Source organism: Pseudorhodobacter sp. E13 (genome assembly GCF_003991405.1).
GTDB lineage: Bacteria > Pseudomonadota > Alphaproteobacteria > Rhodobacterales > Rhodobacteraceae > Pseudorhodobacter.
This window is the reverse complement of record NZ_RPEN01000158.1, coordinates 363,879-387,174: the sequence shown is the minus strand read 5'-3', so window position 1 is coordinate 387,174 and position 23,296 is coordinate 363,879. Positions and strand designations below refer to the sequence as shown.

Annotated in this window: 24 protein-coding genes and 1 other RNA gene; 18 read left to right on the top strand and 7 right to left on the bottom strand. The window is 60.9% G+C overall.

Translation table 11 applies throughout. The features are described 5' to 3' along the window. Positions 1-164 precede the first annotated feature (164 nt). Together EGN72_RS15655 and EGN72_RS15650 are read left to right on the top strand one after the other, a co-directional pair. On the top strand, positions 165-527 hold the full coding sequence (locus EGN72_RS15655; RefSeq protein ID WP_127049207.1) for a helix-turn-helix domain-containing protein: 363 nt from the start codon (positions 165-167) through the stop codon (positions 525-527). Between the two features lie 72 nt (positions 528-599). Then, complete coding sequence (locus EGN72_RS15650) at positions 600-1,394, top strand: inositol monophosphatase family protein (protein WP_127049205.1); 795 nt, start codon at positions 600-602, stop codon at positions 1,392-1,394. A gap of 114 nt (positions 1,395-1,508) precedes the next feature. Here the strand turns inward: EGN72_RS15650 and EGN72_RS15645 are convergent, their stop codons facing one another. From EGN72_RS15645 to EGN72_RS15635, 3 genes are all read right to left on the bottom strand, one after another. Beyond that, a complete protein-coding gene (locus tag EGN72_RS15645) occupies positions 1,509-1,937 on the bottom strand; it encodes a VOC family protein (RefSeq protein WP_127049203.1) in 429 nt (142 codons plus the stop codon). 80 nt (positions 1,938-2,017) lie between these two features. Further along, positions 2,018-3,460, bottom strand: a complete 1,443-nt coding sequence (locus tag EGN72_RS15640) for a tetratricopeptide repeat protein (RefSeq protein WP_127049201.1) — start codon at positions 3,458-3,460, stop codon at positions 2,018-2,020. Next, positions 3,444-4,508: a hypothetical protein gene (locus EGN72_RS15635; RefSeq protein ID WP_127049199.1), complete on the bottom strand. Its 1,065-nt coding sequence runs from the start codon at positions 4,506-4,508 to the stop codon at positions 3,444-3,446. Before EGN72_RS15635 ends, EGN72_RS15640 begins: the two co-directional genes overlap by 17 nt. A gap of 211 nt (positions 4,509-4,719) precedes the next feature. Here EGN72_RS15635 and thyX point away from each other — a divergent pair, with 211 nt between their 5' ends. The 10 genes from thyX to EGN72_RS15585 all read left to right on the top strand — a co-directional run bounded on the left by thyX (position 4,720) and on the right by EGN72_RS15585 (position 12,567). After that, positions 4,720-5,628 (top strand): FAD-dependent thymidylate synthase, encoded by a 909-nt coding sequence (gene thyX, locus EGN72_RS15630; protein WP_127049197.1) that lies wholly within the window; start codon positions 4,720-4,722, stop codon positions 5,626-5,628. Further along, positions 5,625-6,890: an AAA family ATPase gene (locus tag EGN72_RS15625; RefSeq protein WP_127049195.1), complete on the top strand. Its 1,266-nt coding sequence runs from the start codon at positions 5,625-5,627 to the stop codon at positions 6,888-6,890. Before thyX ends, EGN72_RS15625 begins: the two co-directional genes overlap by 4 nt. After that, positions 6,887-7,342, top strand: a complete 456-nt coding sequence (locus EGN72_RS15620) for a hypothetical protein (RefSeq protein WP_127049194.1) — start codon at positions 6,887-6,889, stop codon at positions 7,340-7,342. The genes EGN72_RS15625 and EGN72_RS15620 overlap by 4 nt, the downstream gene beginning before the upstream one ends. A gap of 507 nt (positions 7,343-7,849) precedes the next feature. Next, positions 7,850-8,137 (top strand): Asp-tRNA(Asn)/Glu-tRNA(Gln) amidotransferase subunit GatC, encoded by a 288-nt coding sequence (gene gatC / locus EGN72_RS15615; protein ID WP_127049192.1) that lies wholly within the window; start codon positions 7,850-7,852, stop codon positions 8,135-8,137. Beyond that, entirely contained in the window at positions 8,134-9,615 is a 1,482-nt protein-coding gene (gene gatA, locus EGN72_RS15610; protein WP_127049190.1) for an Asp-tRNA(Asn)/Glu-tRNA(Gln) amidotransferase subunit GatA, read from the top strand. The genes gatC and gatA overlap by 4 nt, the downstream gene beginning before the upstream one ends. A gap of 36 nt (positions 9,616-9,651) precedes the next feature. After that, the gene (locus EGN72_RS15605) at positions 9,652-10,395 is read left to right on the top strand and encodes a hypothetical protein (protein ID WP_127049188.1); all 744 of its coding nucleotides are present in this window, start codon (positions 9,652-9,654) and stop codon (positions 10,393-10,395) included. A 6-nt stretch (positions 10,396-10,401) separates the two neighbouring features. Then, entirely contained in the window at positions 10,402-11,067 is a 666-nt protein-coding gene (locus EGN72_RS15600; RefSeq protein ID WP_127049186.1) for an N-acetylmuramoyl-L-alanine amidase, read from the top strand. Between the two features lie 12 nt (positions 11,068-11,079). After that, positions 11,080-11,492, top strand: an RNA gene (rnpB, locus tag EGN72_RS15595) — RNase P RNA component class A. Positions 11,493-11,710: 218 nt separating this feature from the next. Then, positions 11,711-11,878: a 50S ribosomal protein L33 gene (gene rpmG / locus EGN72_RS15590; RefSeq protein ID WP_017928995.1), complete on the top strand. Its 168-nt coding sequence runs from the start codon at positions 11,711-11,713 to the stop codon at positions 11,876-11,878. Between the two features lie 173 nt (positions 11,879-12,051). After that, complete coding sequence (locus tag EGN72_RS15585; RefSeq protein WP_127049184.1) at positions 12,052-12,567, top strand: GNAT family N-acetyltransferase; 516 nt, start codon at positions 12,052-12,054, stop codon at positions 12,565-12,567. A gap of 54 nt (positions 12,568-12,621) precedes the next feature. Here EGN72_RS15585 and EGN72_RS15580 read toward each other — a convergent pair whose 3' ends face one another. Both EGN72_RS15580 and EGN72_RS15575 read right to left on the bottom strand, forming a co-directional pair. Next, positions 12,622-13,401 (bottom strand): Bax inhibitor-1/YccA family protein, encoded by a 780-nt coding sequence (locus EGN72_RS15580; RefSeq protein WP_127049182.1) that lies wholly within the window; start codon positions 13,399-13,401, stop codon positions 12,622-12,624. A 146-nt stretch (positions 13,402-13,547) separates the two neighbouring features. Beyond that, positions 13,548-13,772 carry a DUF1127 domain-containing protein gene (locus EGN72_RS15575; protein WP_233587158.1) on the bottom strand — a complete coding sequence of 75 codons (225 nt, stop codon included), beginning with the start codon at positions 13,770-13,772 and terminating at the stop codon, positions 13,548-13,550. A 115-nt stretch (positions 13,773-13,887) separates the two neighbouring features. Between EGN72_RS15575 and EGN72_RS15570 the strand changes: the two genes are divergently transcribed. After that, on the top strand, positions 13,888-14,745 hold the full coding sequence (locus EGN72_RS15570; protein ID WP_127049177.1) for a LysR family transcriptional regulator: 858 nt from the start codon (positions 13,888-13,890) through the stop codon (positions 14,743-14,745). A gap of 63 nt (positions 14,746-14,808) precedes the next feature. On the opposite strand, the gene EGN72_RS15565 is transcribed toward EGN72_RS15570, so the two are convergent. Continuing rightward, positions 14,809-15,501 (bottom strand): GntR family transcriptional regulator, encoded by a 693-nt coding sequence (locus tag EGN72_RS15565; RefSeq protein WP_127049176.1) that lies wholly within the window; start codon positions 15,499-15,501, stop codon positions 14,809-14,811. Then, positions 15,498-16,856, bottom strand: a complete 1,359-nt coding sequence (locus EGN72_RS15560) for a formimidoylglutamate deiminase (RefSeq protein WP_127049174.1) — start codon at positions 16,854-16,856, stop codon at positions 15,498-15,500. The genes EGN72_RS15565 and EGN72_RS15560 overlap by 4 nt, the downstream gene beginning before the upstream one ends. A 121-nt stretch (positions 16,857-16,977) precedes the next feature. Between EGN72_RS15560 and hutI the strand changes: the two genes are divergently transcribed. The 5 genes from hutI to EGN72_RS15535 all read left to right on the top strand — a co-directional run bounded on the left by hutI (position 16,978) and on the right by EGN72_RS15535 (position 23,279). After that, positions 16,978-18,141, top strand: coding sequence for an imidazolonepropionase (gene hutI, locus EGN72_RS15555; protein ID WP_199743767.1), 1,164 nt, complete (start codon positions 16,978-16,980; stop codon positions 18,139-18,141). After that, complete coding sequence (hutH, locus tag EGN72_RS15550; RefSeq protein ID WP_127049170.1) at positions 18,132-19,646, top strand: histidine ammonia-lyase; 1,515 nt, start codon at positions 18,132-18,134, stop codon at positions 19,644-19,646. Before hutI ends, hutH begins: the two co-directional genes overlap by 10 nt. A 72-nt stretch (positions 19,647-19,718) precedes the next feature. Then, positions 19,719-21,401, top strand: a complete 1,683-nt coding sequence (hutU, locus tag EGN72_RS15545) for a urocanate hydratase (protein WP_127049168.1) — start codon at positions 19,719-19,721, stop codon at positions 21,399-21,401. Between the two features lie 98 nt (positions 21,402-21,499). Next, entirely contained in the window at positions 21,500-22,159 is a 660-nt protein-coding gene (locus EGN72_RS15540; protein WP_127049166.1) for a flavin reductase family protein, read from the top strand. Positions 22,160-22,190: 31 nt separating this feature from the next. Then, positions 22,191-23,279, top strand: coding sequence for a TRAP transporter substrate-binding protein (locus EGN72_RS15535; protein WP_127049164.1), 1,089 nt, complete (start codon positions 22,191-22,193; stop codon positions 23,277-23,279). Positions 23,280-23,296 lie beyond the last annotated feature (17 nt).

Genomic DNA, 23,296 nt, shown 5'->3' with positions numbered 1-23,296 from the left:
GCGCCCGCTTTTTCGCCTGTTTATCTGGTCAGGGGCACCTGTCTAAAAGGACAGGTTTGCAAAAGGGCTTGCTTAATATGCCAGAAAAATTGGGATAAACGTAGATTTGGCATGAAAGTTGCTTGTATAGTGGCAATAGCAAATTATCATTGTTGGAGTCCCTGATGAAGCACCCTGTCGACGCCCATGTTGGAAAGCGTATCCGTCACCGCCGCTGGATGGTGGGCATGACGCAGCAGCAGCTTGCCGATCAGGTTGGCATCAAATTTCAGCAGATCCAGAAATATGAAACCGGGATGAACCGTGTCTCGGCATCGCGGCTTTGGGATGTGGCCGAGGCGCTTGGCGTCACCATCAGCTTCTTCTTCGAGGGCCTGAACGACGAACGGGAAGCCCCGCGCGGCGTCGAGGGCGATATGCTCGCGGATAAAGAGGCGCTGGAACTCGTCCGCTCCTATTACGCCATCCCCGAGGCGCAGCGCCGCCGCCTGTTCGATCTGGCCCGCGTGCTCAGCGAAGCCGCCTGAGCGGCCCCCCTTGCCCTTGACCGGCCTGCCGTGACACGGTAGCGCCGGACAAGACCTTGAAGGGGGAACCGCATGCTGACCGCGTCTGACATCGCCGATATTCGCGCCACCGCGGCAGAGCTTGCCGATGCCGCACGGCTGGCCACGCTGGCGCATTTCCGTCGGGCCGATCTGGCGGCGGATACCAAGGAAACCACCCATTTCGATCCCGTCACCGTGGCAGATCGCGCCTGCGAAAAGGCGATGCGCGACATTCTGGCCCGCCGCCGCCCGCAAGACGCGGTGCTGGGCGAGGAATATGCCGCCACGACCGGAAGCTCCGGTCTCACATGGGTGCTGGACCCGATTGACGGCACGCGCGGCTATCTCTCTGGCACACCGACCTGGGGCGTGCTGATCTCTGTCGCGGATGCAACCGGCCCGCTTTATGGGCTGATCGACCAACCCTATATTCAGGAACGGTTCGAAGGCGGCTTCGGGCAGGCGGCGGTCAATGGCCCGATGGGTGTCTCCCCGCTCAAGACCCGCGCGCCGCGTGCTTTGGGGCAAGCGATCCTGCTCTCCACCTTCCCTGAAATCGGCACAAACGCCGAGGCCGAAGCGTTTCGCCGCGTGGCCGGGAAAGTGCGCCTCACCCGCTATGGGATGGATTGCTACGGCTACGCGCTGCTTGCCGCAGGCCAGGTCGATCTGGTGATCGAGGCCGGGTTGCAAACCTATGACGTGCAAGCCCCCATCGCGGTGATCGAGGCCGCAGGCGGCATCGTCACCAATTGGCAAGGCGGCGCCGCGCATCACGGCGGCCAAGTGCTCGCCGCTGCCAACAAGGATATCCACGTCGCCGCCATGGCCTTGCTCAACGCCTGACCGCAGACCAAAAAGCCGGGGCAACCCAAACCACCCCGGCTTTCATCTATTTAAAAATATCCTCGCCGAAGGCACCGGATTTTCACCGAAAATCCGCCTACCCCCCAAACTGGCTTACCAATGCCCGATGTTCGGCGCGCTCAGCCATGGTTCGGCCGGGGCCTTGGCCTCACCTTTTTGCAGCAATTCGATGGACACATTGTCCGGGCTGCGCACAAAGGCCATGCGGCCATCGCGCGGCGGTCGGTTGATCACCACGCCATTGGCCTGCAAATGGGCGCAAGTGGCATAGATATCATCCACCTCATAGGCCAGATGCCCGAAATGGCGGCTGTCCGAAGGCAGCCCCTCATCCCCGTCCCAGTTATAGGTCAGCTCCACCGGGCATTCCGGCTGATCCGGCGGGCACAGGAAGATCAGGCTGAACCGCCCGCCCTCATTGTCGATCCGGCGTTTTTCCACCAGCCCCAACAGCTTGTAAAACGCCATGGATTTTTCCAGATCCAGAACCCGGACCATCGTGTGCAGATATTTGAGTGCCATGTCAGTCTCCTTCCATGGCCAATCTAATACAGACGGGGGCCAGCGCCACCCCGTTTCGTTCTGTCCGGCACCGCAGGGCGCTAAAACTTCGATGCGATCCCCAGCGTGGCCGAAACCTCACGCGCGTCAAAACGGCTGACATTGGACCGCGTGCTTTGATGGCGCAGGCGCAGATGCGGGGCAAAGCCCGCATAGCTGACATCATTGAACTGCATCTGCACTTCGGCATAGCGGGTGGTATCTTTTTTGCCACCCGGCACCGTCAGCCCGACAAGGCTATAGCCATTGGCCTGCGAGCGTTGCAGCCCCAAACTGCCGCTCAATCCTACCGGGCCAATCGGGTCTGCCAGCGTATAGCTGATCTGCGCGCCAACCATCGTGCTCGACCGCCCGGTGATCGTCGTATCAAAGCGGTTGCCAAGCAAGGTGGCCGCAATCATATCCTTGTTTTCGCGCTGGAAAATAAGGCTGCTACGGATGCTGTAGCTGCGATCTCCGCGCCGGGTGCCTTGGTCGCTGCGCTGCTCGGCCTCGATGGCGCTGTCCAGAAAGGCCCGCTCCGACAGGATGGCCCGGTGGCCAAGGGCCAGCCCCCAAAAGCTGTAATCGCTGCCGGATTGGTAATCCATCCGGCCCGCTGTTCCCTCAAGGCTGAAACGATGGCGGCTGTCGGCAGGGGCCCATTCGTGGCGCAGCGACAGGCTGATCCGGTTCCAGCCAAAACCCGGATCGCCGCCCAGCCGGGTCTTTTCGCCCGTGCTCAGATGCACCCGCCGGGTCGTGATCTGCGCCCCGACCGAGGTTTCGCTTTGCCCGGATTGGCGCAAGCGATACCCCAGCGTGACCGCCGCTTCGGCAACCACACCTTTTACGGCTTGGGCGTCCTCGCTCAATTTTCCGACAAAGGGCAAGCCGTCGATGATGTTATACTGGCCGGAGCTGCCGTTGTTCACATTGTCCGAAGGCCGGGCCGAAAAGGCCAGTTGCACCCGCCATGGGTTACGACGTTTCACCCCGCGAAACAGCGCGATGGATTTGGCCATGCGCGCCTCATCCGGGGCGGCCTCTGCCGATTTGCGCAACCACCATTGTGAGGTGGTCAAAGCCCCGCGCTGAAAGGCAAGATCAGCCGCAAGGCGGGCCGATTGAAAGGATTGCTCTGGCGTCTTGGCATAGCGATACGCCTGTTTCGCCGCCCGTTCGGCCATGCGTGGCTCGTTCATCCGCATCAGGCTGTTGGCCATCAGAAAATGCCCGAAACTGTCCGCCGGGTCAGCCGCAAGCAGGGCCATGGCGATTTCGGCGGCAAGCTCCGGGCGACCAAGGCGAATAGCCTCCAACCCCAGCACACGCGCGTCTTGCACTGACAGGCGCGCCTGCTCAGGTTCGCTTTGTGCAAGTTCGGTTTGTGCAGGTTCGGTTTGTGCAACCGCGCCTTTGGGCAGCGCGAACAGGGGCAGGGCGACAACCGCCACAGCCCCTGTCAGAACGCGCAGCCCTATGCCTTTATGGCGCTGTGCCAACGCAATCCCCGCCTGTCGCCGTCAACCCGCATTGGTTCAGCACAAAAACACCACGCTCAACCGCGTTTTCAATGGACTCGCCGTCACTGTCAAAGACCTTGTTGGCCTCAAGATAAATCCCGCCAGCCACGCTGGACCCGTTGGTGCCGCCAATCACGCCGCCATATTGCCCGGTGCGATCTTGGTTCGGTCGCTCGGTCTTGCCGCTGAAGGTGCCATTGGCCAAAATCTGCCCCCCGGTGCCTTCGCCCGCACCGTCAATCACCATCACAACGCTTTCCAGCGGAACCCCCGTGCCGTCATTGAAGCGCGGGCTGGCCGGATCGTTAGAGATATCCAGATCAACCGCAACCCGGTTCTTGACCACACCGTTGATCAGGTTGTCGGCAAAGTTTGCGTTCATGAACACATCGCCTGTGATCCGCGCCGGTTGGCCCGGAATTTCCTCGCGGTCATAATCCCGGCCCGCAGGCAAAGGCAATCTGGCCGTATCATCGCTGCCGCCATTCAACAGGCCCGCATATTTCCCGGAATAGGAAACCTGACCGGTGCCCGGTCCGTTGCCAGTTGCCGGTGGCGGGGAATAGCCGCCAACGCGTGAATAATCGACGCCCTGCAACACCTTGTTGAACTGGCCGCCATCGCCTGCCATCGTCGCACTGGCTGACCCATCCGCGCTGGCCGCCGACAGCCCGATGAACATGCGGTCAAGCGGGTCTTCCTGCACCGAATAGGCCTGAAACCCTGGGATATCCAAAGCGGGCGCCCGCTGCCATGTTGCCTGAACCGGGGTGGTATCAATCGCGGTAATGGCGATCAGCAGGGTGTCGGGGTTGCCGCCCGTCCCTTTGATCACCCGCGCGCTGGTCATGTTATTCTTGATCTCCGTCACAACCGTCACCGGTGTCGCGCCGGTCACAACCTCTTCGCCATCCGGGTCTGTCGGGGTCGGCGTTACCGTCTCCGTCTCATCTGGGAGCAACGAGTTCCCGCCGCAGGCCGCAAGTGCCATGACAAGCGCCATCGACGCCAAAGAATTGATTTTCATAATGACCACTCGATTTTTCGTTTTGAGGAAACAATGCCTGTTGATGTTCGTTTTTGTCAATTACCACATAGGGTTCGGGGCCGAAGTTGATGCAAAAAGGTCGCGTGGCCGCAGGCTCTTGCCCCTATACCCCTTGATCTCGTATGCTGCAGGCCAACGCCCCATAGATATGGGGCCAAGCCCCAAAACCCCTATTTGAAAGAGGCCTGCCATGCCCCTGTCCCCGGACCAACTTGCCGAAATCGCAGCGCAGCGCGCGACGCCGAAACCGACCCTGCGCGCGGTGTCCGAAGGGATGGAGGCGCATCTTTACCACGCGCATGAGGTGCTGGATCACGGCTTTGTCCGGGTCATTGATTACATGGGCGATGATGCCGCCATCGTGCAGGCCGCCCGCGTCAGCTATGGTGCTGGAACCAAACATGTTTCCAATGACGAAGGGCTGATCCGCTACCTCATGCGGCACTGGCATTCCACCCCGTTCGAGATGTGCGAAATCAAGCTGCACGTCAAACTTCCGGTCTTTGTCGCGCGCCAATGGATCCGCCACCGCACCGCCAACGTCAACGAATATTCCGCCCGCTATTCCATCCTCGACCGCGAGTTTTACATCCCCGCGCCCGAGCAACTGGCGGCACAATCTGTGGTAAACAACCAAGGCCGGGGCGAGGTTCTGACGGGGGAGGAAGCCGCCCGCGTGCTGGAAATGCTCAAACGCGATTCGAACACCGCCTATGACCATTACGAGGCGATGCTAAGCCAGGACGGCCAGCAAGGCCTCGCCCGCGAACTCGCCCGCATGAACTTGCCCGCCAATATCTACACCCAATGGTATTGGAAGGTGGACCTGCACAACCTCTTCCACTTCCTCCGCCTGCGCGCCGACGCCCACGCGCAATATGAAATCCGCGTTTACGCCGAGGCGATCTGCCGGGTGGTGGCCGACTGGGTGCCCATCGCATTTGCGGCGTTTGAGGATTACCGGATGGGCGGGGCGACACTCTCGTCAAAAGCGATTGATTGTGTTCGCAGAATGCTTAAAGGTGAGGAAGTGACGCAGGAGAATTCCGGCATGAGCAAGGGCGAGTGGCGGGAGTTTATGGGAGTGGTTGAGGGGTGAAGGTTTTTGCTGAATACTTTAGAGGCTTTAGGGCGATCGAAGTTGATTTAGAGAAATTAGTTTTCCTTGTTGGTGATAACAGCTCGGGCAAGAGCTCAATTTTACACCTAGTTGACAGCGTTCTCAGGGGTGGATTAAGCTCTCCACCGGTGCTAAATGAAGAACTTGGAGTGGGAGAGTACGATTATTTCTCGCCATATTTCGGTTCTGCGGATGTGACTTTTGGTTTCTCAACGGGTGTAGGTGAAGATTTTTTCTGTAAAGTGGTAACAGTTAAGAACAGAAAAGATAGGCCTCCAGAAATAATAAGATGCTCCTATCTTACCAATAGAACTCTGATCACTTGTAAAAAAACTCCTTCCGCTGGGCAGGCTCGAATCATTAGTGATGTAGATGATGTTGGTTTCCATCGTATCATTGAACTGCACAACGAGACTACTGGCTTTAATCTCTCGGGCAGACCGCCAAGGGGTATTTCGTTCGGCGAACCAACAATTATTTTTAGCTTGATTCCATATGATAAAATAAAAGACGGAAACGCCTTTCTAGACCGGATATTTGGTGAAATTAGTGGTGCTCGACTCATATCACCGATTAGAGCGCTGCCCGAAAAATTTTACTCGGCAAGTAGAAAGATCACCGCTCTTGGGTTGCATTTCGCACCGATGTGGCATGATTTTTCAGGACTCAAATCAAAGTTTAATTTTGATGCGGTGCGTGCTTTTGGCTTGGAGAGTGGGTTATTTGAGGACATAAAAGTAAAAAAAATATCGTCTAGAGTTCCAGATTCGCCTCTAATTGTTTCGGTGGTGAAGTCAAATAAAGAGTTCTTCCTTAACCAAGTCGGAGTTGGCGTTTCGCAGGTCGTGCCAATCTTGGTTGAGACTGTATACGCACTCAGAAATAAGCCAAAACTAGCGATCCTTGTTCAGCAGCCTGAATTGCATCTTCACCCGGTGGCTCAAGCAGCGCTTGGAAGTTTCTTCCATAGATCGTATCGCGACGGGTTGAGAGGCATACTCGAAACACATAGTTCCTTCTTAATAGATAGATTCCGTTCAGATTTGCGAGACCAGAATGATTTGAAGATCGACGCGGAGGAACTTGCATCGCCTAAAGACCTTCTGATCTTGTTTTGTGAGAATGGACCGGAAGGGAACACTGCGTATGAAGTAGACATCGAGCATAATGGTGCGCTTAGCGGCGAGCCGGATGCATTTCATACCTTCTTTGTTGATGAAATGTTAAGGACGATGTTGTGACAGTTCGCGTAATTATTGATCCTCACATGTTTGGGGAAAGTTGGTTCGTACAAATTAGAAGGGATCTAGTTCGAAGCAATAAGGTTCGATTTGCATATGGTGGATTGCCAAAAGAGCAGATTGAGCTTCGGAAACAACGAGCCGCGCTTGAATTCTTTGTGTTGATGGGGAAAATGAAGCGTAGAGATGACGCCCACCAAGCGACCATCGAACGCTTTCATGACGAATTGATCTCTTCAAAGGCTTGGGTTTCAAATTCAGGCTGTTGTGATGATAGTCATACCTTTTCTTTGGTTAGAGCACTTCCTGCCCGCTACGTTTTTTCAAAGGATAATCGCATGGCGCGTTGTCGGGATTGCCTTTCAGGTTGCGTTGATGCTACATTTTTGCGTTTTAGTGTCATAGGCAATGAATTATCTTATGCTAGAGTACGCGCCAAACTGGTGGATTAGTATGCCTAAATGGGGGATTTAACAGCCTCATTTGCTGCGCACGGCGGCGCGCAACGCGTCGATATGCTGGACCAAAATTTCCGTTCCCCGCGCGGCTAGGGTCACGGTGAAGAACACGGATGCAGCGGGGATACGGGGGGATATCGTTTGACATGGGCGCAGTCTGGCCGGAACTTGGTTACGGAATACTTGAAACCCTGCCAGACAAGGCGCGATTTCCTTGCAGGTGCGGGTTAACAACCGGTTAAAAAATTTTACAAAAACATTTTAAATCAATGCGCTGCCATTCATTCCGCGCGCGATTCATGCTGCGGATACCGCGCCTTCTTCCGCAACCCTGAAAACGCTCCCCCAGACCATTTTCGCGGGCTGGGGCCCGCCGGGCGTTCACCCCTGAAAATGCTCCCCCGGACCATTTTCGCGGGCTGGGGCCCGCCGGGCCTCACCCCCGCTTGCACCCAAACGGCTGCGGCGTTAAACGGGGGAAACGCTGAAAAAGGGGCCCTCATGTCCATTGATATTGATACCGCGCGCAAGGTCGCGAAACTCGCCCGGATCCGGGTGGAAGAGGCGGAATTGCCCGCCCTCGCGCAGGAACTCTCGGGAATTCTGGGCTTCATGGAGCAGTTGAACGAAGTGGATGTGGAGGGGGTCGAGCCGATGACCTCGGTCACGCCGCAGCGCCTGAAACGGCGGGCGGATGTGGTGACGGATGGCGATATTCAGGCGCAGATCCTGAAAAACGCCCCCGATGCCCGCGAAGGATTTTTTGCAGTGCCGAAGGTGGTGGAATGACACATCTGAACGAACTCACCATCAGTGCCGCCCGCGATGCGCTGCGCAAGGGCGACACAACGGCGGTCGATCTGACCATGGCCTGCCTGACCGCGATGGATGCGGGGGACGGGCTGAACGCCTTTGTTCACAAAACGCCCGAGATCGCGCTGGATATGGCCCGCGCCGCCGATGCCCGCATCAAGGCCGGCGATGCCCCCGCAATGTGCGGCATCCCGCTGGGGATCAAGGATCTGTTCTGCACCAAGGGCGTGCCTTCGCAGGCGGCCAGCAACATCCTGAAAGGCTTCAAACCGGAATACGAATCCACCGTCACCACCCAGCTTTTCAACGCGGGCGCGGTGATGCTGGGCAAGCTGAACATGGATGAATTCGCGATGGGCTCGTCGAATGAAACATCCTGTTACGGAAACGCGATCAACCCGTGGAAGGTTGATGACAGGCAGTTGACGCCGGGCGGCTCCTCTGGTGGGTCGGCGGCGGCGGTGGCGGCCGATATGTGCCTTGCCGCAACCGGCACCGATACCGGCGGCTCCATCCGTCAGCCTGCGGCCTTTACCGGTATTGTGGGTATCAAGCCGACCTATGGCCGCGTCAGCCGTTGGGGCGTGGTGGCCTTTGCCTCCTCGCTCGATCAGGCGGGGCCGATGACGAAATCGGTGCGCGATGCGGCGATCATGCTGGGCGCGATGTGCGGCCATGACCCGAAAGACAGCACCAGCGCCGACTTGCCCGTGCCGGATTTTGAGGCGGCGCTAACCGGCGATATCCGCGGCAAGAAAATCGGCATTCCGCGCGAATACCGTATGGATGGCATGCCCGCCGAGATTGAAAAGCTGTGGGCCGATGGCACCGCGATGCTGAAGGATGCGGGGGCGGAGATTGTCGATATTTCCCTGCCGCATACGAAATATGCGCTGCCGGCCTATTATGTGATCGCGCCTGCCGAGGCCTCCTCGAACCTCGCCCGCTATGACGGGGTGCGCTATGGCCACCGCGCCAATCTGAAAGCAGGCGATGGCATTACCGAGATGTATGAAAAAACCCGCGCCGAAGGCTTCGGCCATGAGGTGCAGCGCCGCGTGATGATAGGGACTTATGTGCTCAGCGCCGGGTTCTACGATGCCTATTACAACCGCGCCCGCCGCGTCCGCGCCCTGATCAAGCGCGACTTCGATCAGGCGTTTGCCGCCGGTGTGGATGCGATCCTGACGCCTGCCACGCCCTCTGCCGCCTTCGGGCTGGGGGAAATGGCGAATGCCGACCCGATTCAGATGTATCTGAATGACGTGTTTACCGTGACGGTGAACCTTGCGGGCCTGCCGGGGATTTCGGTGCCCGTGGGGCAGGATGCGCAGGGCTTGCCCTTGGGTCTGCAACTGATCGGCAAACCCTGGGATGAGGCTGGCTTGCTGAATCACGCCTATGTGCTTGAACAGGCGGCGGGCTTTGTAGCCAAACCCGGAAAATGGTGGTAAACGCCAGCGCTGAACCATTTGCTACCGGAGTAGCGCATGAAATCGCTTAAATATTTGACGGCCGCTCTGGCCCTCGCCGCCTGTTCGACGCCTGTTCCGGATTCCGGGGCAGGGGTCGGCTTTGGCGATTACTCGGAATATGTGCGCCAGCGTGAGGCGGCACAGCAAGGCGCAGGCCAGCCGCTGACCGCAGTAACCCCGGCGCAGCCTGTGTTCTCGACCGAAACCGCTGCCGCCGCGATCGACAATGCCGAAGGCCGGACAGCCGTGCCCACGGGCCGGGTGATTGGCCAGGACCCGGCCAGCACCACCACCGCGTCACCTGCGGGCACCCGTCCGCGTGGCGGCGCCCCCATCGGCATCAAGGAAGAATCGGGCGAGATGCGCCGCAGCACCGGCATTTCCGACGAGCAGGATTTCAGCGCCGTTGCCGCCCGCGAAACCATCGAAAGCGATGCCGAACGTCTGGCCCGCCAGCGCGCACAATATGAGGTGGTCGCCCCCACGGCCCTGCCACAGCGCAGCGGCGACAACGGCCCGAATATCGTGCAATTCGCGCTTGCGACCACCCACGCCCCCGGCACCCAGATGTATAAGCGCGGCAGCCTGTTCCAAAAGGACCCGCTGATCACCTGCGCCAAATACGCTTCGCCTGATCTGGCGCAAGAGGCGTTCTTGGCCAAAGGCGGTCCCGATAAGGACCGTGAAGGGCTGGACCCGGATGGCGACGGTTTCGCCTGCGGATGGGACCCGCGCCCCTTCCGCAACGCGCTGCGCTGATCGCTCATGCCGCTGTCGCCCAATTTTGGTGAACGGCGGGATGGGTTGCGGCCAGAATTCGTGGTGATCCATTACACCGCGATGGAAAGCTGTGCCGCCGCGGTCGACAGGCTGTGCGACCCGGCCTATGAGGTGTCGGCCCATTATCTGATCGACTATGACGGAACCCAGCACAGCCTGGTGCCCGAGGACGCCCGCGCCTGGCATGCCGGGGCGGGGTCCTGGCGGGGGCTGACGGACATGAATTCCCGTTCCATCGGCATCGAACTGGCGAATGACGGGTTCGAACCCTTTGCCGAGCCGCAGATGCAGGCGCTGGAGGCGCTGCTGGCAGGCGTCATGGCGCGTTGGGCGATCCCACCACAGGCGATCCTCGGCCATTCCGATATGGCACCGGGCCGCAAATCCGACCCCGGCGCGCGATTTGACTGGCACCGCCTCGCGCGCGGCGGGCTCTCTGTCTGGCCCGAGGCCGCAGGGCAGGGCGACCCCGCTACCTTTGCCACCCATGCCCAAGCTTTCGGCTACCCCGCCGCACCGGACCAGCTGCTCACCGCCTTCCGCCTGCGCTTTCGGCCTTGGGCGCGCGGCCCGCTGGATGCGATAGATGCCGCCCTTGCGCAAAACCTCGCCCAACGCTTTGGCGTTGACCAAAGCGCGCCACAGGCGTAAGCCCCACCACGCGCGGATGGCCGGATGACCGCGTGTGGTTCGTAGTCCCGCAAGGGAAACCGCACCATGCGAGGAAAGTCCGGACTCCATGAGGCAAGGGTGCCGGGTAACGCCCGGCTGGGGTAACCCAAGGGAAAGCGCCACAGAGAAGAGAACGCCTCGCATGTCGGGGCAATGGTGAAACGGTGGGGTAAGAGCCCACCGCAGACGTGGCAACACGGATGGCAAGGCAAGCCCCACCCGGAGCAATGCCGAATAGGGGCCTCACGCGGGCAGGTTGGGCAACCAATACCGCCGCAGGGACGCTTCAGCCCAGAGGCCCGGGTTGGCAGCTAGACCCCAGTGGTAACACTGGGGCCAGAGGAATGGTCATCGAAGGGAGGCAACTCCCGGAACAAAATCCGGCTTACAGGCCATCCGCGCATTTCCCCCTTGATTTCATCTTGGCAAAAATACCTCCGCCGGAGGCAAACGGGCGCGGAGCGCCCAAAAAACAAGGCTTACGCCGCAGGCGTTCATTTTGATAGCCGATCCCCAGAAAATCTGCCGATTGCCAGTTGACTCTGCCCCCCGCGCGGGTAAAAGGCAGCCTCATTAGAATTTCACCGGGCCAAATCGGGCTCGGGCTGCAGGAGAAACGACTATGGCGAAGCCGACGACGATCAAGATCCGTCTGAACTCGACGGCGGGCACCGGGCACTTCTATGTGACCAAGAAGAATGCCCGCACCATGACCGAAAAGATGGTTGTGCGTAAGTATGACCCGGTCAAGCGTGAGCATGTTGAGTATAAGGAAGGCAAGATCAAGTAAGATCTGCCATACCGGACCAAAGACAGGGCCGCACCAGTTGGTGCGGCTTTTTCTGTTTTCACAGCATTTCCAGTTAAAGTTGAATCGCCAATACCCTGCCACGCCTGCGGCGCTCTCGGGATATTGGCGATGCGTTGTTTCAATGAAATCCGGAAACGCTTTGGGGTTTGACCATGACAGACCAACAGATGCTTTCCTTGCGCCCCGCCACACCCGCAGATCAGGCCGCTGTAGATGGCTTGCTGGCGCGCAGCTATCCCGCGTTGCTGGCCGCGTCCTACGCGCCCGAGCTGCTGTCTGTGGCGCTGCCACGCATCACCCGCGCACGGCCCGAGCTGTTGGCCTGTGGCACCTATTGGCTGGCCTTGCGCGGTGACAGGGTTGTTGGGGCAGGGGGCTGGACGCAGAACGACCCTTCGGCCAAAGAAACCGATCCCGAAATGGGTCATATCCGCCATGTGGCCACCGATCCAGACTGCCTGCGCCTTGGCATTGCGCGCAGCTTGATGCAGCGGGTGATGGATGAGGCACGGGCGGCAGGGATGCAGCGTCTGGGCTGCCTGTCCACCCTGACCGCCGTGCCCTTCTATCAGGCGATGGGGTTTGCGGTGCTGGCCGCAGAAGACGTGCAACTGCCGGGCGGCACCCTGTTTCCTTCGGTGCGGATGGTTTGCATCCTCTCGCCATGAAAAAGGCCGGGGTTTTGCCCCGGCCTTTCCGTTTATTTCCGTCGGATCATCCGCTTATTCGCGGTTGCCCAGGAATTGCAGCAAGAACATGAACATGTTGATGAAGTCGAGATACAGACGCAGCGCGCCCATGATCGCCGACTTGCCCAACCATTCGCTATCGCCATGCTGGGCATGGGCAATATATTCGTTCTTGATCGACTGCGTGTCATAGGCGGTCAGACCCGCAAAGATCAGCACGCCGATCACCGAAATCGCGAAGGCCAGCGCCGAGGAGGCGAGGAACAGGTTCACGATCATCGCCACGAACAAGCCGATCAGGCCCATCATCAGGAAGGTGCCCATGCCGGACAGATCCTTCTTGGTGGTGTAGCCATACAGCGACAGACCCGCAAAGGCGATTGCGGTGATCAGGAAGGTCTGCGCGATCGAGGTGCCGGTATAGACCAGAAAAATCGAGGACAGCGACACGCCCATCAGCGCCGCATAGGCGTAAAAGAACAGCTGCGCCGCGCCATAGGACAAACGGTTGATCACAGCGCCAAAGGCAAAGACCATGACGAGCGGGGCAAACATCACCACCCATTTCAGCGGCGAAAGATACAGCGCCTGACCAAGGCTGGTCAGCATCATGCCATTGCCCATCTGCACCGTTGCCAGCGCGGGGTCTGTCGTCACAGCCAGCCCGGAAATCGCCCAAGCGGCGGCCCCCGTCAGCAACATGCCGATCGACATCAGCCCGTAGACCTTGTTCATATGGGCCCGAAGGCCAGCATCGATCTGCGCGGTGCGGGTGCCTGCGCCGACCGAATTGATAGTTTGATATTCAGCCATTTAAGCCTCCGGTTGAACTCTTTTTGCGGGATCGCCGTTCTGCAACACCCGCTTAACACAGAATATTGGGAAACGTGGGATAGATATCAAGTATTTCTGTCACTTATTTTCCCCAAAACCGCAGGGCAAGCGCCGGAAAACCGTTGCTATCGCCGCAGGCGCGTCCAATGCGGCGGCACATCCCACAACCGGCGCTGGCTTTCGGCCTGTGCCTGTTGCGCTGTCAGACCGATATCGCGCAACCGCTCACCGGGCAGTTTCGCCAAGGCGCGGCGTTCACGGCGCAGGGCAAACAGCGCCCGCAACCGGGGCAGAAAACCCGGTTGGGGCATGGGGGGCACTGTGCAGGTCTTGGCGGAGGTGGTCAGCATTTGCATTTCCTTTCGTGTTGCATTGCGCCATATTCATTCTTGTTATTGATTTATGGCAGTCAGTGCATCATCATGGAAATGAATGATTGTTGGCCTTAAGCGCACGGAAATTGATATGTCGCGAAATCTGGATACCAACGCCCTGCGCGCGGTGATTGCGGTGGCCGATACCGGCGGCGTGACCCGCGCGGCGGGTGTGCTCAACCTCACGCAATCGGCGGTGTCGATGCAGGTGCGGCGGCTGGAGGAGGCGCTGGGGGTGCAGCTTTTTCACCGGGCGGCGCGGAAAATGACGCCCTCCAGCGAGGGGGAGAAGCTAATTTCCTATGCGCGGCGCATCTTGACGCTGAATGACGAATTGCTGATGCAGCTTGCGCCGCAAAGCTTTGATGCCGAACTGCGGTTGGGCGTGCCTTATGACATCATCTCACCCCAGATGCCGGCGATTTTGCGCGATCTGTCGATCGGCTACCCGAAAATGCGGATCAATCTGGTGTCCTCTTACAGCAAGACCTTGAAAGAGGGGTTTCAGGCCGGCGCGTTTGACATGATCCTGACCACCGAATTTCCGCCGCCCGAAGGGGCCGAAGTGCTGTCCAAGCGGCGTCTGGTCTGGATCGGCTCGCCCGATCAGGGGGCGGCGGCCTTGCGGCCTTTGCGGCTGGCCTTCAAGGAAACCTGTTTCTTCCGCCCGGTGGCCCATGCCGCGCTGGACGCGGCGGGTATCCCATGGGAAAACGCCTTTGACGGTGACAGTGAGACAGTGGTGGAGGCAACGGTTGCCGCGGGCTTGGGCGTATCGGCCCGGATTGAGGGGCAAGTGGCCCAAGGCTGCGTGGCGCTGGACGCCAATGCAGGCCTGCCGGATCTGGGTGTGTCCTACATTTGTCTTTATGATAGCGGGCAGGCCAAGGGCGATGTGGCTGAGGCTTTGCGCGCGGCCTTGCGGCAGGGCTATGGTGCGACGGGTTAGAATTTTCCTGCGGAAAATAGGCCTGCGGCGCAGGTATTTTTGCCAAGATGAAACGGGCGCGCGTCAGATTTCGGCACGCATCTTGTAGCCGGGGGCGTAAGACAAGCAGACGGCGGTGATCGGCAGGGCGGCGGCCCAGGTGGTGCGCTCGACCGTGAAGAGCGGCGCGCCGGAGGGGCAGTTTAAGTGAGTTGCGGCCTCGGCCGTGGCGGCGCTGGCGCCAAAGGCAAAATCACCAGCGGAAAAGGCGGCGTTTTGCACCAGCCATTCATTGGCGCTGATGGCCGACAGGTCTGCATCGGCAAATTCGGGCACGGCGTCTGGGTTGACCCAGCGATCTTCCAGGCAAAAGGGCATGGCTTCGGCCAGATGCAGGGCAAGGATGTGGATCAGGGTCTGTTTCGGTTTCAGCTTCAGCAAGCTGCGGATTTCGGGCGGGGGCAGCGTGGTGTCGCGCAGGATCAGCCGATAGCCATAGGCCTGCCCACGGCCTTCCACATCTTGCCGGATGATCGGAATATCCAGCGTGGCCTTGCGCACCGGGTTCAGCGGCACGCGGGTGCCAGCCTTGCGGCGGCGTTCCAGCAGCCCGGCCTCGGCCAGATCGCGCAGCGCGCGGTTCACGGTGGCGCGGGCGCAGCCCAGTTCCTCGGCCAGATCAGCCTCATGCGGGATTTGGCCGCCGGGGGGCCATTCCCGGCTGCGGATGCGGCGCAGCGCCTCGGCCTGAACGGATTGCCATGTGATCGCGGTCATAGGTCCCTGAGTTTGGTCACGGTGGTCAGATAGGCGCTGGTGATCGCGTCATGCGCGCGGTGCCGCCCCCCTGATACCAGATGACGCCCGGCAGACCAAAGCTCTTTCACCATGCGGTCATCGCCTGCGAAAACATAGGCGTCCAGCAAGGTATCGCCACGATGTCCGGCCATATCGGGGCCAGAGGCATCCAGCGCCACCAGATCGGCCAGTTTGCCCACCGCAATGGCCCCTGCATCGCGTCCGGCGGCCTGCGCCCCCCCCCGTGCGGCACCTTCGAACAGCACCCGGCCGGTGGATTTCTGCTCGGTGGCCAGTGCCGCGCGTGAGCGGTCGCGCAAGCGTTGGCTATAGTCCAGCGTGCGCAACTCCTCGGACAGGCTGATGCGGATATTGCTGTCAGAGCCGATGCCCCAGCGCCCGCCATGGCTGGCATAGCGGACCCCGTCGAAGATGCCATCGCCAAGCGAGGATTCGGTGATCGGGCACAGCCCCGCCACCGCACCCGTTTCCGCCAAGCCTTTGGTTTCATGCGGTTCCATCTGGGTGCAATGGATCAGGCACCAGCGGGCATCCACCTGCGCATTGGTCAGCAGCCATTCGGTGGGCCGCGCGCCGCGATGGGTCAGAACCTCTTCTACCTCGGCGGTTTGTTCGGCCAGATGCATGTGAATCGGGGCCTCGGGGCGCAGGGCGGCGGCAAAGGCCAACCCGTCCACCGAGACGGCGCGCAGGGAATGCGGGGCCACGCCCAGCACCGTATCGGCGGGCAAGGGGGCCAGTGCAGCCGCGGCCCCATCCATCAGCGTGGCGAAACTGTCGGGTGTGTTGCCAAAGCGATTCTGGCCGGGGCCAAGGCTGCGGCCATCGCAGCCGCCGAATTGATAGAGCACCGGCAGCAAGGTCAGTCCCAACCCGCTATGTGCCGCCGCCGCCGCCACCCGCGCCGACAGTTCCGCCGCATTGGCATAGGCCTGCCCGCCGGGGGCGTGATGCAGATAGTGAAACTCGGCCACCGCAGCAAAGCCTGCCTCGGCCATTTCCATTTGCACGAAAGCGGCGATGGCCTGCACGTCATCAGGCGTCAGGCGGTCCAGAAAGCGATACATCAACTGCCGCCAGGTCCAGAAACTGTCGCGCGGGTCGGGGCCGCGCCGCTCTGTCAGCCCCGCCATGGCGCGCTGAAAGGCGTGTGAATGCAGGTTGCTGGGCGCGGGCAGCAAAACGCCGACGCGCTGACCTTGCGGGGCCGCCCCCGGCGTGATCGCGGCGATGCGGTCGCCCGCAAGGGTGATGGCCACATTCTGTGCCCAGCCATCGGCCAAAAGCGCCTGTTCCGCCCAGATCACCGTCATCGCATCCGCCCTTTGATGTTTCGCTGCCTGATTGACAGGATTAATATGTATGCACATAATAGCGCCAAGACATGGGGGAATCAAGATGGATTTGGGGCAAGAGCAGGTGATCTGCGGCGGTATGGTGGCAGGCACGGCGGGCGCGCATCAGCCGCGCGGGGCTGTGGCTTTGCGCGCAGGGCGCATCGCTTGGGTCGGGCCGGAAAGCGAGTTGCCAAGCGACTATCGTGCTTGGCCCCGCCACGACCTTGAGGGGCGCTTGCTGACCCCGGCGTTCCTTGATTGTCATACCCATATCGTCCACGGCGGCCACCGCGCGCGCGAGTTTGAGATGCGGCTGGAAGGTGCCAGCTATGAGGAAATTGCGCGGGCCGGCGGGGGCATCGTGTCGACCGTGGCGGCGACGCGGGCGGCGGATGAGGCGGCACTGATCGCGCAGGCGCTGCCGCGGCTGGATGCGCTGTTGGCCGAAGGCGTGTCCTGTGTGGAGGTGAAATCCGGCTATGGGTTGGATATCGACACCGAATTGCGGATGCTGCGCGTGGCCCGCCGCTTGGGGACGCTGCGGCCCGTGCGTATCTGCACCTCGTTTCTGGGGGCACATGCGGTGCCCGCAGGGGCCATGGCGGATGACTATATTGATACGGTTTGCATCCCTGCCTTGCGCGCGGCCCATGCCGAAGGGCTGGTTGATGCGGTGGATGGGTTCTGCGAAGGAATAGCGTTTGATACCAGGCAGATAGCGCGCGTCTTTGATGTGGCGTGTGAGCTTGGTTTGCCGGTCAAACTGCATGCCGAACAGCTGTCCCATATCGGCGGCACGGCGCTTGCGGCACGCTATGGCGCGCTGTCGGTGGATCATGTCGAATACGCGAGTGAGGCGGATGCAAAGCTGCTGGCCGCAAGTGGCAGCGTTGCGGTGCTGTTGCCGGGTGCGTTTTATGCCATCCGGGAAACCCAACTGCCCCCGGTTGCGGCCTTTCGCGCCCATGGCGTGCCGATGGCGCTGGCCACCGATTGCAACCCCGGTTCCTCGCCGCTGACTTCCCTTTTGCTGGCGATGAACATGGGCTGCACCCTGTTCCGCCTGACGCCAGAGGAGGCGCTGCGCGGCGTCACCGCCCATGCGGCCCGCGCCTTGGGCCTGCGCGATACCGGGATCATCGCGCCGGGAATGCGCGCCGATCTGAGCGTCTGGAATGTCGAAACACCGGCGGAACTTGCCTATCGCTTTGGCTTCAACCCGCTGCATCAACGGATTTTCGGAGGCGTGACATGCAACTGACACCGGGGGCCACCACATTGGCACAACTGGAGGCCCTGTGGCGTGAGGCCGGGGCCGCGACGCTGGACCCAAGCGCCCGCGCAGGGGTAGAGGCGGCAGCCGCACAAGTCGCCACCGCCGCCGCCGGGACAGAGGCGGTTTACGGCGTCAACACAGGCTTTGGCAAACTCGCCAGCGTCAAGATCGCCGCCAAGGATACCGCGACCTTGCAGCGCAACCTGATCCTGTCGCATTGCTGTGGCGTGGGCGAGGCGCTGGACGAAGCCACGACGCGGCTGATGATGGCGCTGAAACTGCTGTCGCTGGGGCGGGGGGCCTCGGGCGTGCGATGGGCAGTGATCGAACAGATCGAGGCGCTGCTGGCGCAGGGCGTCATCCCGGTTGTGCCCGCGCAAGGCTCTGTCGGGGCCTCGGGTGATCTGGCACCTTTGGCACATATGACGGCCACCATGATCGGCGCGGGGGAGGCGATGTATCAAGGCCAGCGCATGCCCAGCGACAAGGCGCTTGCGGCGGCGGGGCTGATGCCGCTGACCCTTGGCCCGAAAGAGGGGTTGGGCCTGATCAACGGCACGCAGTTTTCCACCGCGCTGGCGCTGGTGGGGCTGTTTGAAGGCTGGCGCAATGCCCGCGCCTCGCTGGTGACGGCGGCGATGTCGACCGATGCGATCATGGGCTCCACCGCGCCCTTGCAGCCCGACATTCACAGCTTGCGCGGCCATCGCGGCCAGATCGACGTGGCGGCGGCGCTGCGGGGCGTGATGGATGGTTCCGTCATCCGCGAAAGCCACCGTGAGGGCGATACCCGCGTGCAAGACCCCTATTGCATCCGCTGCGTGCCGCAGGTGGTGGGGGCGGCGGTGGACCTGCTGCGCTTTGCCGCGACCACCTTGGAAACCGAGGCGAATGCCGTCACCGATAACCCGCTGGTGGTCTCTGCGGGCATCATTTCCGGTGGGAACTTTCACGCCGAACCCGTTGCTTTTGCAGCAGATATCATCGCGCTGGCGCTGGCCGAGATCGGCGCCATCGCACAGCGCCGCGTGGCCTTGATGGTGGACCCGACCTTAAGCCATGATCTGCCGCCTTTCCTGACACCTGCGCCGGGGCTGAACTCTGGCTTCATGATCGCTGAAGTGACGACAGCGGCTTTGATGAGCGAGAATAAACACCTTGCCAACCCTTGTTCCACCGACAGCACGCCCACCTCTGCCAACCAAGAGGATCACGTTTCCATGGCCGCCCATGGCGCGCGGCGTCTGGGGCGGATGAATGCCAATCTGTCAGTCATTCTGGGGGTAGAGGCGCTGTGCGCGGCCCAAGGCATCGGCTTTCGCGCGCCGCTGGAAACCTCGGCCCCGCTGCGAGCGGCAATGGAAACCCTGCGCGCGGTGTCACCCGCTTTGGCCGAAGATCGCTACCTCGCCCCGGATATTCAGGCCGCAACCGCGCTGATCCGCAATGGCAGCCTCGCGCGTGCCGCAGGCGTGGACCTGCTGCTATGACCCTGCGGCCCGCCAATCCCACCTTCAACGACTATCATCGCAGCATATTTGCTGGCCTGAACGGAGACAGCCATGACCAATCCGCGCCATAACACCCGCGATATCTATCCCGCGACCGGCACCGAAATCACCGCCAAAAGCTGGCTGACCGAGGCACCTTTGCGGATGCTGATGAACAACCTGCACCCCGATGTGGCCGAAAACCCGCATGAACTGGTGGTCTATGGCGGCATCGGTCGCGCCGCCCGCACCTGGGCCGATTTTGACCAGATCTGCGCAAGCTTGCGCGATTTGAACGACGATCAGACGCTGCTGGTGCAATCGGGCAAACCCGTGGGCGTGTTCCAGACCCACAAGGACGCGCCGCGCGTGCTGATCGCCAATTCCAACCTCGTGCCGCATTGGGCGACATGGGATCATTTCAACGAACTCGATAAGCGCGGCCTTGCGATGTATGGCCAGATGACCGCCGGATCGTGGATCTACATCGGCACCCAAGGCATCGTGCAAGGCACCTATGAAACCTTTGCCGAAGCCGGGCGTCAGCACTATGGCGGCAGCCTCAAGGGCAAGTGGATATTGACCGCAGGCTTGGGCGGTATGGGCGGCGCCCAACCCTTGGCCGCCGTGATGGCAGGCGCCTGCTGCCTGGCGGTGGAATGCGATGAAACCCGCGCCGATTTCCGCATCCGCACCCGCTATTGCGATGAAAAGGCCCATACACTGGATGAGGCTCTGGCCTTGATCGACCAATGGACCAAAGCGGGAGAGGCAAAATCCGTGGCCCTGATCGGCAATGCCGCCGAAGTGTTCCCCGAACTTTACGCCCGCATGAAGGCCGGCGGCCCACGCCCCGATATCGTCACCGATCAAACCTCGGCCCATGATCCGATCCATGGCTATCTGCCCTTGGGCTGGACCGTGGCCGAATGGCGCGCGAAACAGGAAAGCGACCCCAAAGCGGTGGAAAAAGCCGCACGCGCCAGCATGCGCGCCCATGTCGCCGCCATGGTGGATTTCTGGAATGCAGGCGTGCCCACCCTCGACTACGGCAATAACATCCGGCAAGTCGCCCGAGAGGAAGGGCTGGAAAACGCCTTCGCCTTCCCCGGTTTCGTGCCCGCCTATATCCGCCCGTTGTTTTGCAAAGGCATCGGCCCCTTCCGCTGGGTGGCGCTGTCGGGCGACCCCGAAGATATCTACAAAACCGATGCGGCGATGAAAAAACTCTTTCCCGACAACACCCACCTGCACAACTGGCTGGATATGGCGCGCGACCGCATCGCCTTTCAGGGCCTGCCCGCCCGCATCTGCTGGATCGGCTTGGGCGATCGCCACAAAGCAGGTCTGATGTTCAACGAGATGGTGGCCTCTGGCGAACTCAAAGCCCCCATCGTCATTGGCCGCGACCACCTCGATTCGGGCTCCGTTGCCTCGCCCAACCGCGAAACCGAGGCGATGAAAGATGGCTCCGATGCTGTGTCTGACTGGCCTTTGCTCAATGCGCTGCTGAATTGTGCATCCGGGGCCACTTGGGTCAGCCTGCACCACGGCGGCGGCGTCGGCATGGGTTTCTCGCAACATTCAGGCATGGTCATCTGTGCAGATGGCACAGCCGATGCTGCCCGCCGCCTGCATAACGTGCTCTGGAACGACCCTGCCACCGGTGTCATGCGCCACGCCGATGCAGGCTATGACATCGCGCTTGACTGCGCCCGCGACCACAATCTCAACCTTCCGGGCATCCTGACATGACCCCTAAACCCCGCCCCGCTTTCTTTTCGGCAAAAATATCCTCGGGGGGTCCGGGGGGCAGACAGCCCCCCGGCCTTCGCCAAACAAAAAGGCCATAGATGCATTACGCCCCCGCTACCGATCCCTGTCCGCTGCCCTTCAGCCCGTTCAAAAGCTGCACGGTGCCGCGCCCCATAGGCTGGCTCTCTACCATCAGCCGCGATGGCCGCGCCAATCTGGCCCCTTACAGCCAGTGGCAAAACCTAACCTTCGATCCGCCGATGGTGATGTTCGCCGCCAATGGCTACCCGGATGGGCGCCGCAAGGATACCGTGATCAACGCCGAGGAAACCGGATGGTTCGTCTGGAACATGGCCACCTATGCCCTGCGTGCGGCGGTCAACCTGTCGGCGCAGGCGCTGCCTTACGGCGAGGATGAGTTTCTGCACGCAGGCGTCACCAAAGCGGCCTGCGTTGATGCGCCTGGCCCGCGGGTGGCCGAAAGCCCGGCGCAGTTCGAATGCAAATATCTCTCGACCACGCGGCTGCCCGGCAATGGGCCTGTGGGCACGGTGGATGTGGTCTTTGGTCAGGTCATGCGCATCCATGTTGCGGATGCGGTGATCACGCCGGACGGCAAGCTTGATATTGCCAAAATCCAGCCGCTCGCCCGGATGGGATATTACGACTACGCCACCATCACCGAAACTTTTGAAATGCGCATCCCCGGTGACAGCGCCATTGCCGATGCCGGGCTGGAGGGCAAACCCAGCCGCTAACCTCATCCCACCACCAATAAGGAGACGTTCCATGAAAAGAAGAAACTTCCTCACCGCCGCCGCCACAATCGGGGCCGCATCGCTGGCCGCCCCGGCCATCGCGCAGGATGTGCGCAAATGGCGCCTTGTCTCGGCCTGGCCGAAAAACCTGCCCGGCCCCGGTGTCGCTGCGCAAATGCTGGCCGACCGGATCACGGCGCTGTCTGGTGGGCGCATTCAAGTGGAGTTGTTCGCTGCGGGTGAAATCGTTCCCGGCAATGGCGTGTTTGACGCGGTGGGCGAAGGCACCGCCGAAATTTACCACGCGGTTCCCGCCTATTGGGGCAGCAAATCCAAAGGCATCCTGCTCTTTGGCAGCCAGCCGCTGGGCCTGACCGCGATCGAACAGCATGGCTGGATGCTACATGGCGGCGGGCAGGCGCTTTACGATGAAATGTATGGCCGCTTCAACCTCAAGCCTTTTCTGACGGGCAATTCCGGCCCGCAATGGGCAGGCTGGTTCCGCAATGAAATCACCTCGCTGGATGATCTCAAAGGTCTGAAATACCGCACCACGGGTCTGAATTCCGAAGTCATGTCCAAGCTGGGCGTGGCGGTAGAGGCAATGTCTGGCCCCGCCATGTTTCAGGCCCTGCAATCGGGCGCCTTGGACGCGGGCGAATTCATCGGGCCATGGACGGATAGCGCGCTTGGCCTTTATCAGGTCGCCAAGAACTACTATGGCCCCGGCCCGGGAGAGCCGTCCTCGGCCGAGGAATGTGGCATCAACCTTGCCGCCTGGAACGACTTGCCCGACGACCTCAAGCAAGCAGTAGAGGCAGCGGCCCAGTCGATGTATAACCCGGTGCTGACCGAATATAACACCAAACACGCGCTGGCCTTGCGCGCGCTGGTGGCCGAACATGGCGTCACCGTGCGGCAATGGCCCGAGGAAATCACCATCGCCATGGGCAATGCCATGGGCGAGGTGATCGGAGAGCTGCGCGCCTCCGAGGATGAGCTGGTCAAGCGCATCACCGAAAGCTTCCTCGACTATCGCAAACTGATGGTGGAATACATGCCATGGGCCGATAACGGCCAGATGAACGCCCGCAACCTTGCGTATAATTACGGCGAATAAACCCATCGCGGCCCCCG

Bases quoted from the DNA above. Each gene is read 5' to 3' on its own strand.
- EGN72_RS15655 (WP_127049207.1), top strand. From the start codon at position 165: ATGAAGCACCCTGTCGACGCCCATGTTGGAAAGCGTATCCGTCACCGC.
- EGN72_RS15650 (WP_127049205.1), top strand. From the start codon at position 600: ATGCTGACCGCGTCTGACATCGCCGATATTCGCGCCACCGCGGCAGAG.
- EGN72_RS15645 (WP_127049203.1), bottom strand. From the start codon at position 1,937: ATGGCACTCAAATATCTGCACACGATGGTCCGGGTTCTGGATCTGGAA.
- EGN72_RS15635 (WP_127049199.1), bottom strand. From the start codon at position 4,508: ATGAAAATCAATTCTTTGGCGTCGATGGCGCTTGTCATGGCACTTGCG.
- thyX (WP_127049197.1), top strand. From the start codon at position 4,720: ATGCCCCTGTCCCCGGACCAACTTGCCGAAATCGCAGCGCAGCGCGCG.
- gatC (WP_127049192.1), top strand. From the start codon at position 7,850: ATGTCCATTGATATTGATACCGCGCGCAAGGTCGCGAAACTCGCCCGG.
- gatA (WP_127049190.1), top strand. From the start codon at position 8,134: ATGACACATCTGAACGAACTCACCATCAGTGCCGCCCGCGATGCGCTG.
- EGN72_RS15605 (WP_127049188.1), top strand. From the start codon at position 9,652: ATGAAATCGCTTAAATATTTGACGGCCGCTCTGGCCCTCGCCGCCTGT.
- EGN72_RS15600 (WP_127049186.1), top strand. From the start codon at position 10,402: ATGCCGCTGTCGCCCAATTTTGGTGAACGGCGGGATGGGTTGCGGCCA.
- rpmG (WP_017928995.1), top strand. From the start codon at position 11,711: ATGGCGAAGCCGACGACGATCAAGATCCGTCTGAACTCGACGGCGGGC.
- EGN72_RS15585 (WP_127049184.1), top strand. From the start codon at position 12,052: ATGACAGACCAACAGATGCTTTCCTTGCGCCCCGCCACACCCGCAGAT.
- EGN72_RS15580 (WP_127049182.1), bottom strand. From the start codon at position 13,401: ATGGCTGAATATCAAACTATCAATTCGGTCGGCGCAGGCACCCGCACC.
- EGN72_RS15575 (WP_233587158.1), bottom strand. From the start codon at position 13,772: ATGCTGACCACCTCCGCCAAGACCTGCACAGTGCCCCCCATGCCCCAA.
- EGN72_RS15570 (WP_127049177.1), top strand. From the start codon at position 13,888: ATGTCGCGAAATCTGGATACCAACGCCCTGCGCGCGGTGATTGCGGTG.
- EGN72_RS15565 (WP_127049176.1), bottom strand. From the start codon at position 15,501: ATGACCGCGATCACATGGCAATCCGTTCAGGCCGAGGCGCTGCGCCGC.
- EGN72_RS15560 (WP_127049174.1), bottom strand. From the start codon at position 16,856: ATGACGGTGATCTGGGCGGAACAGGCGCTTTTGGCCGATGGCTGGGCA.
- hutI (WP_199743767.1), top strand. From the start codon at position 16,978: ATGGTGGCAGGCACGGCGGGCGCGCATCAGCCGCGCGGGGCTGTGGCT.
- hutH (WP_127049170.1), top strand. From the start codon at position 18,132: ATGCAACTGACACCGGGGGCCACCACATTGGCACAACTGGAGGCCCTG.
- hutU (WP_127049168.1), top strand. From the start codon at position 19,719: ATGACCAATCCGCGCCATAACACCCGCGATATCTATCCCGCGACCGGC.
- EGN72_RS15540 (WP_127049166.1), top strand. From the start codon at position 21,500: ATGCATTACGCCCCCGCTACCGATCCCTGTCCGCTGCCCTTCAGCCCG.
- EGN72_RS15535 (WP_127049164.1), top strand. From the start codon at position 22,191: ATGAAAAGAAGAAACTTCCTCACCGCCGCCGCCACAATCGGGGCCGCA.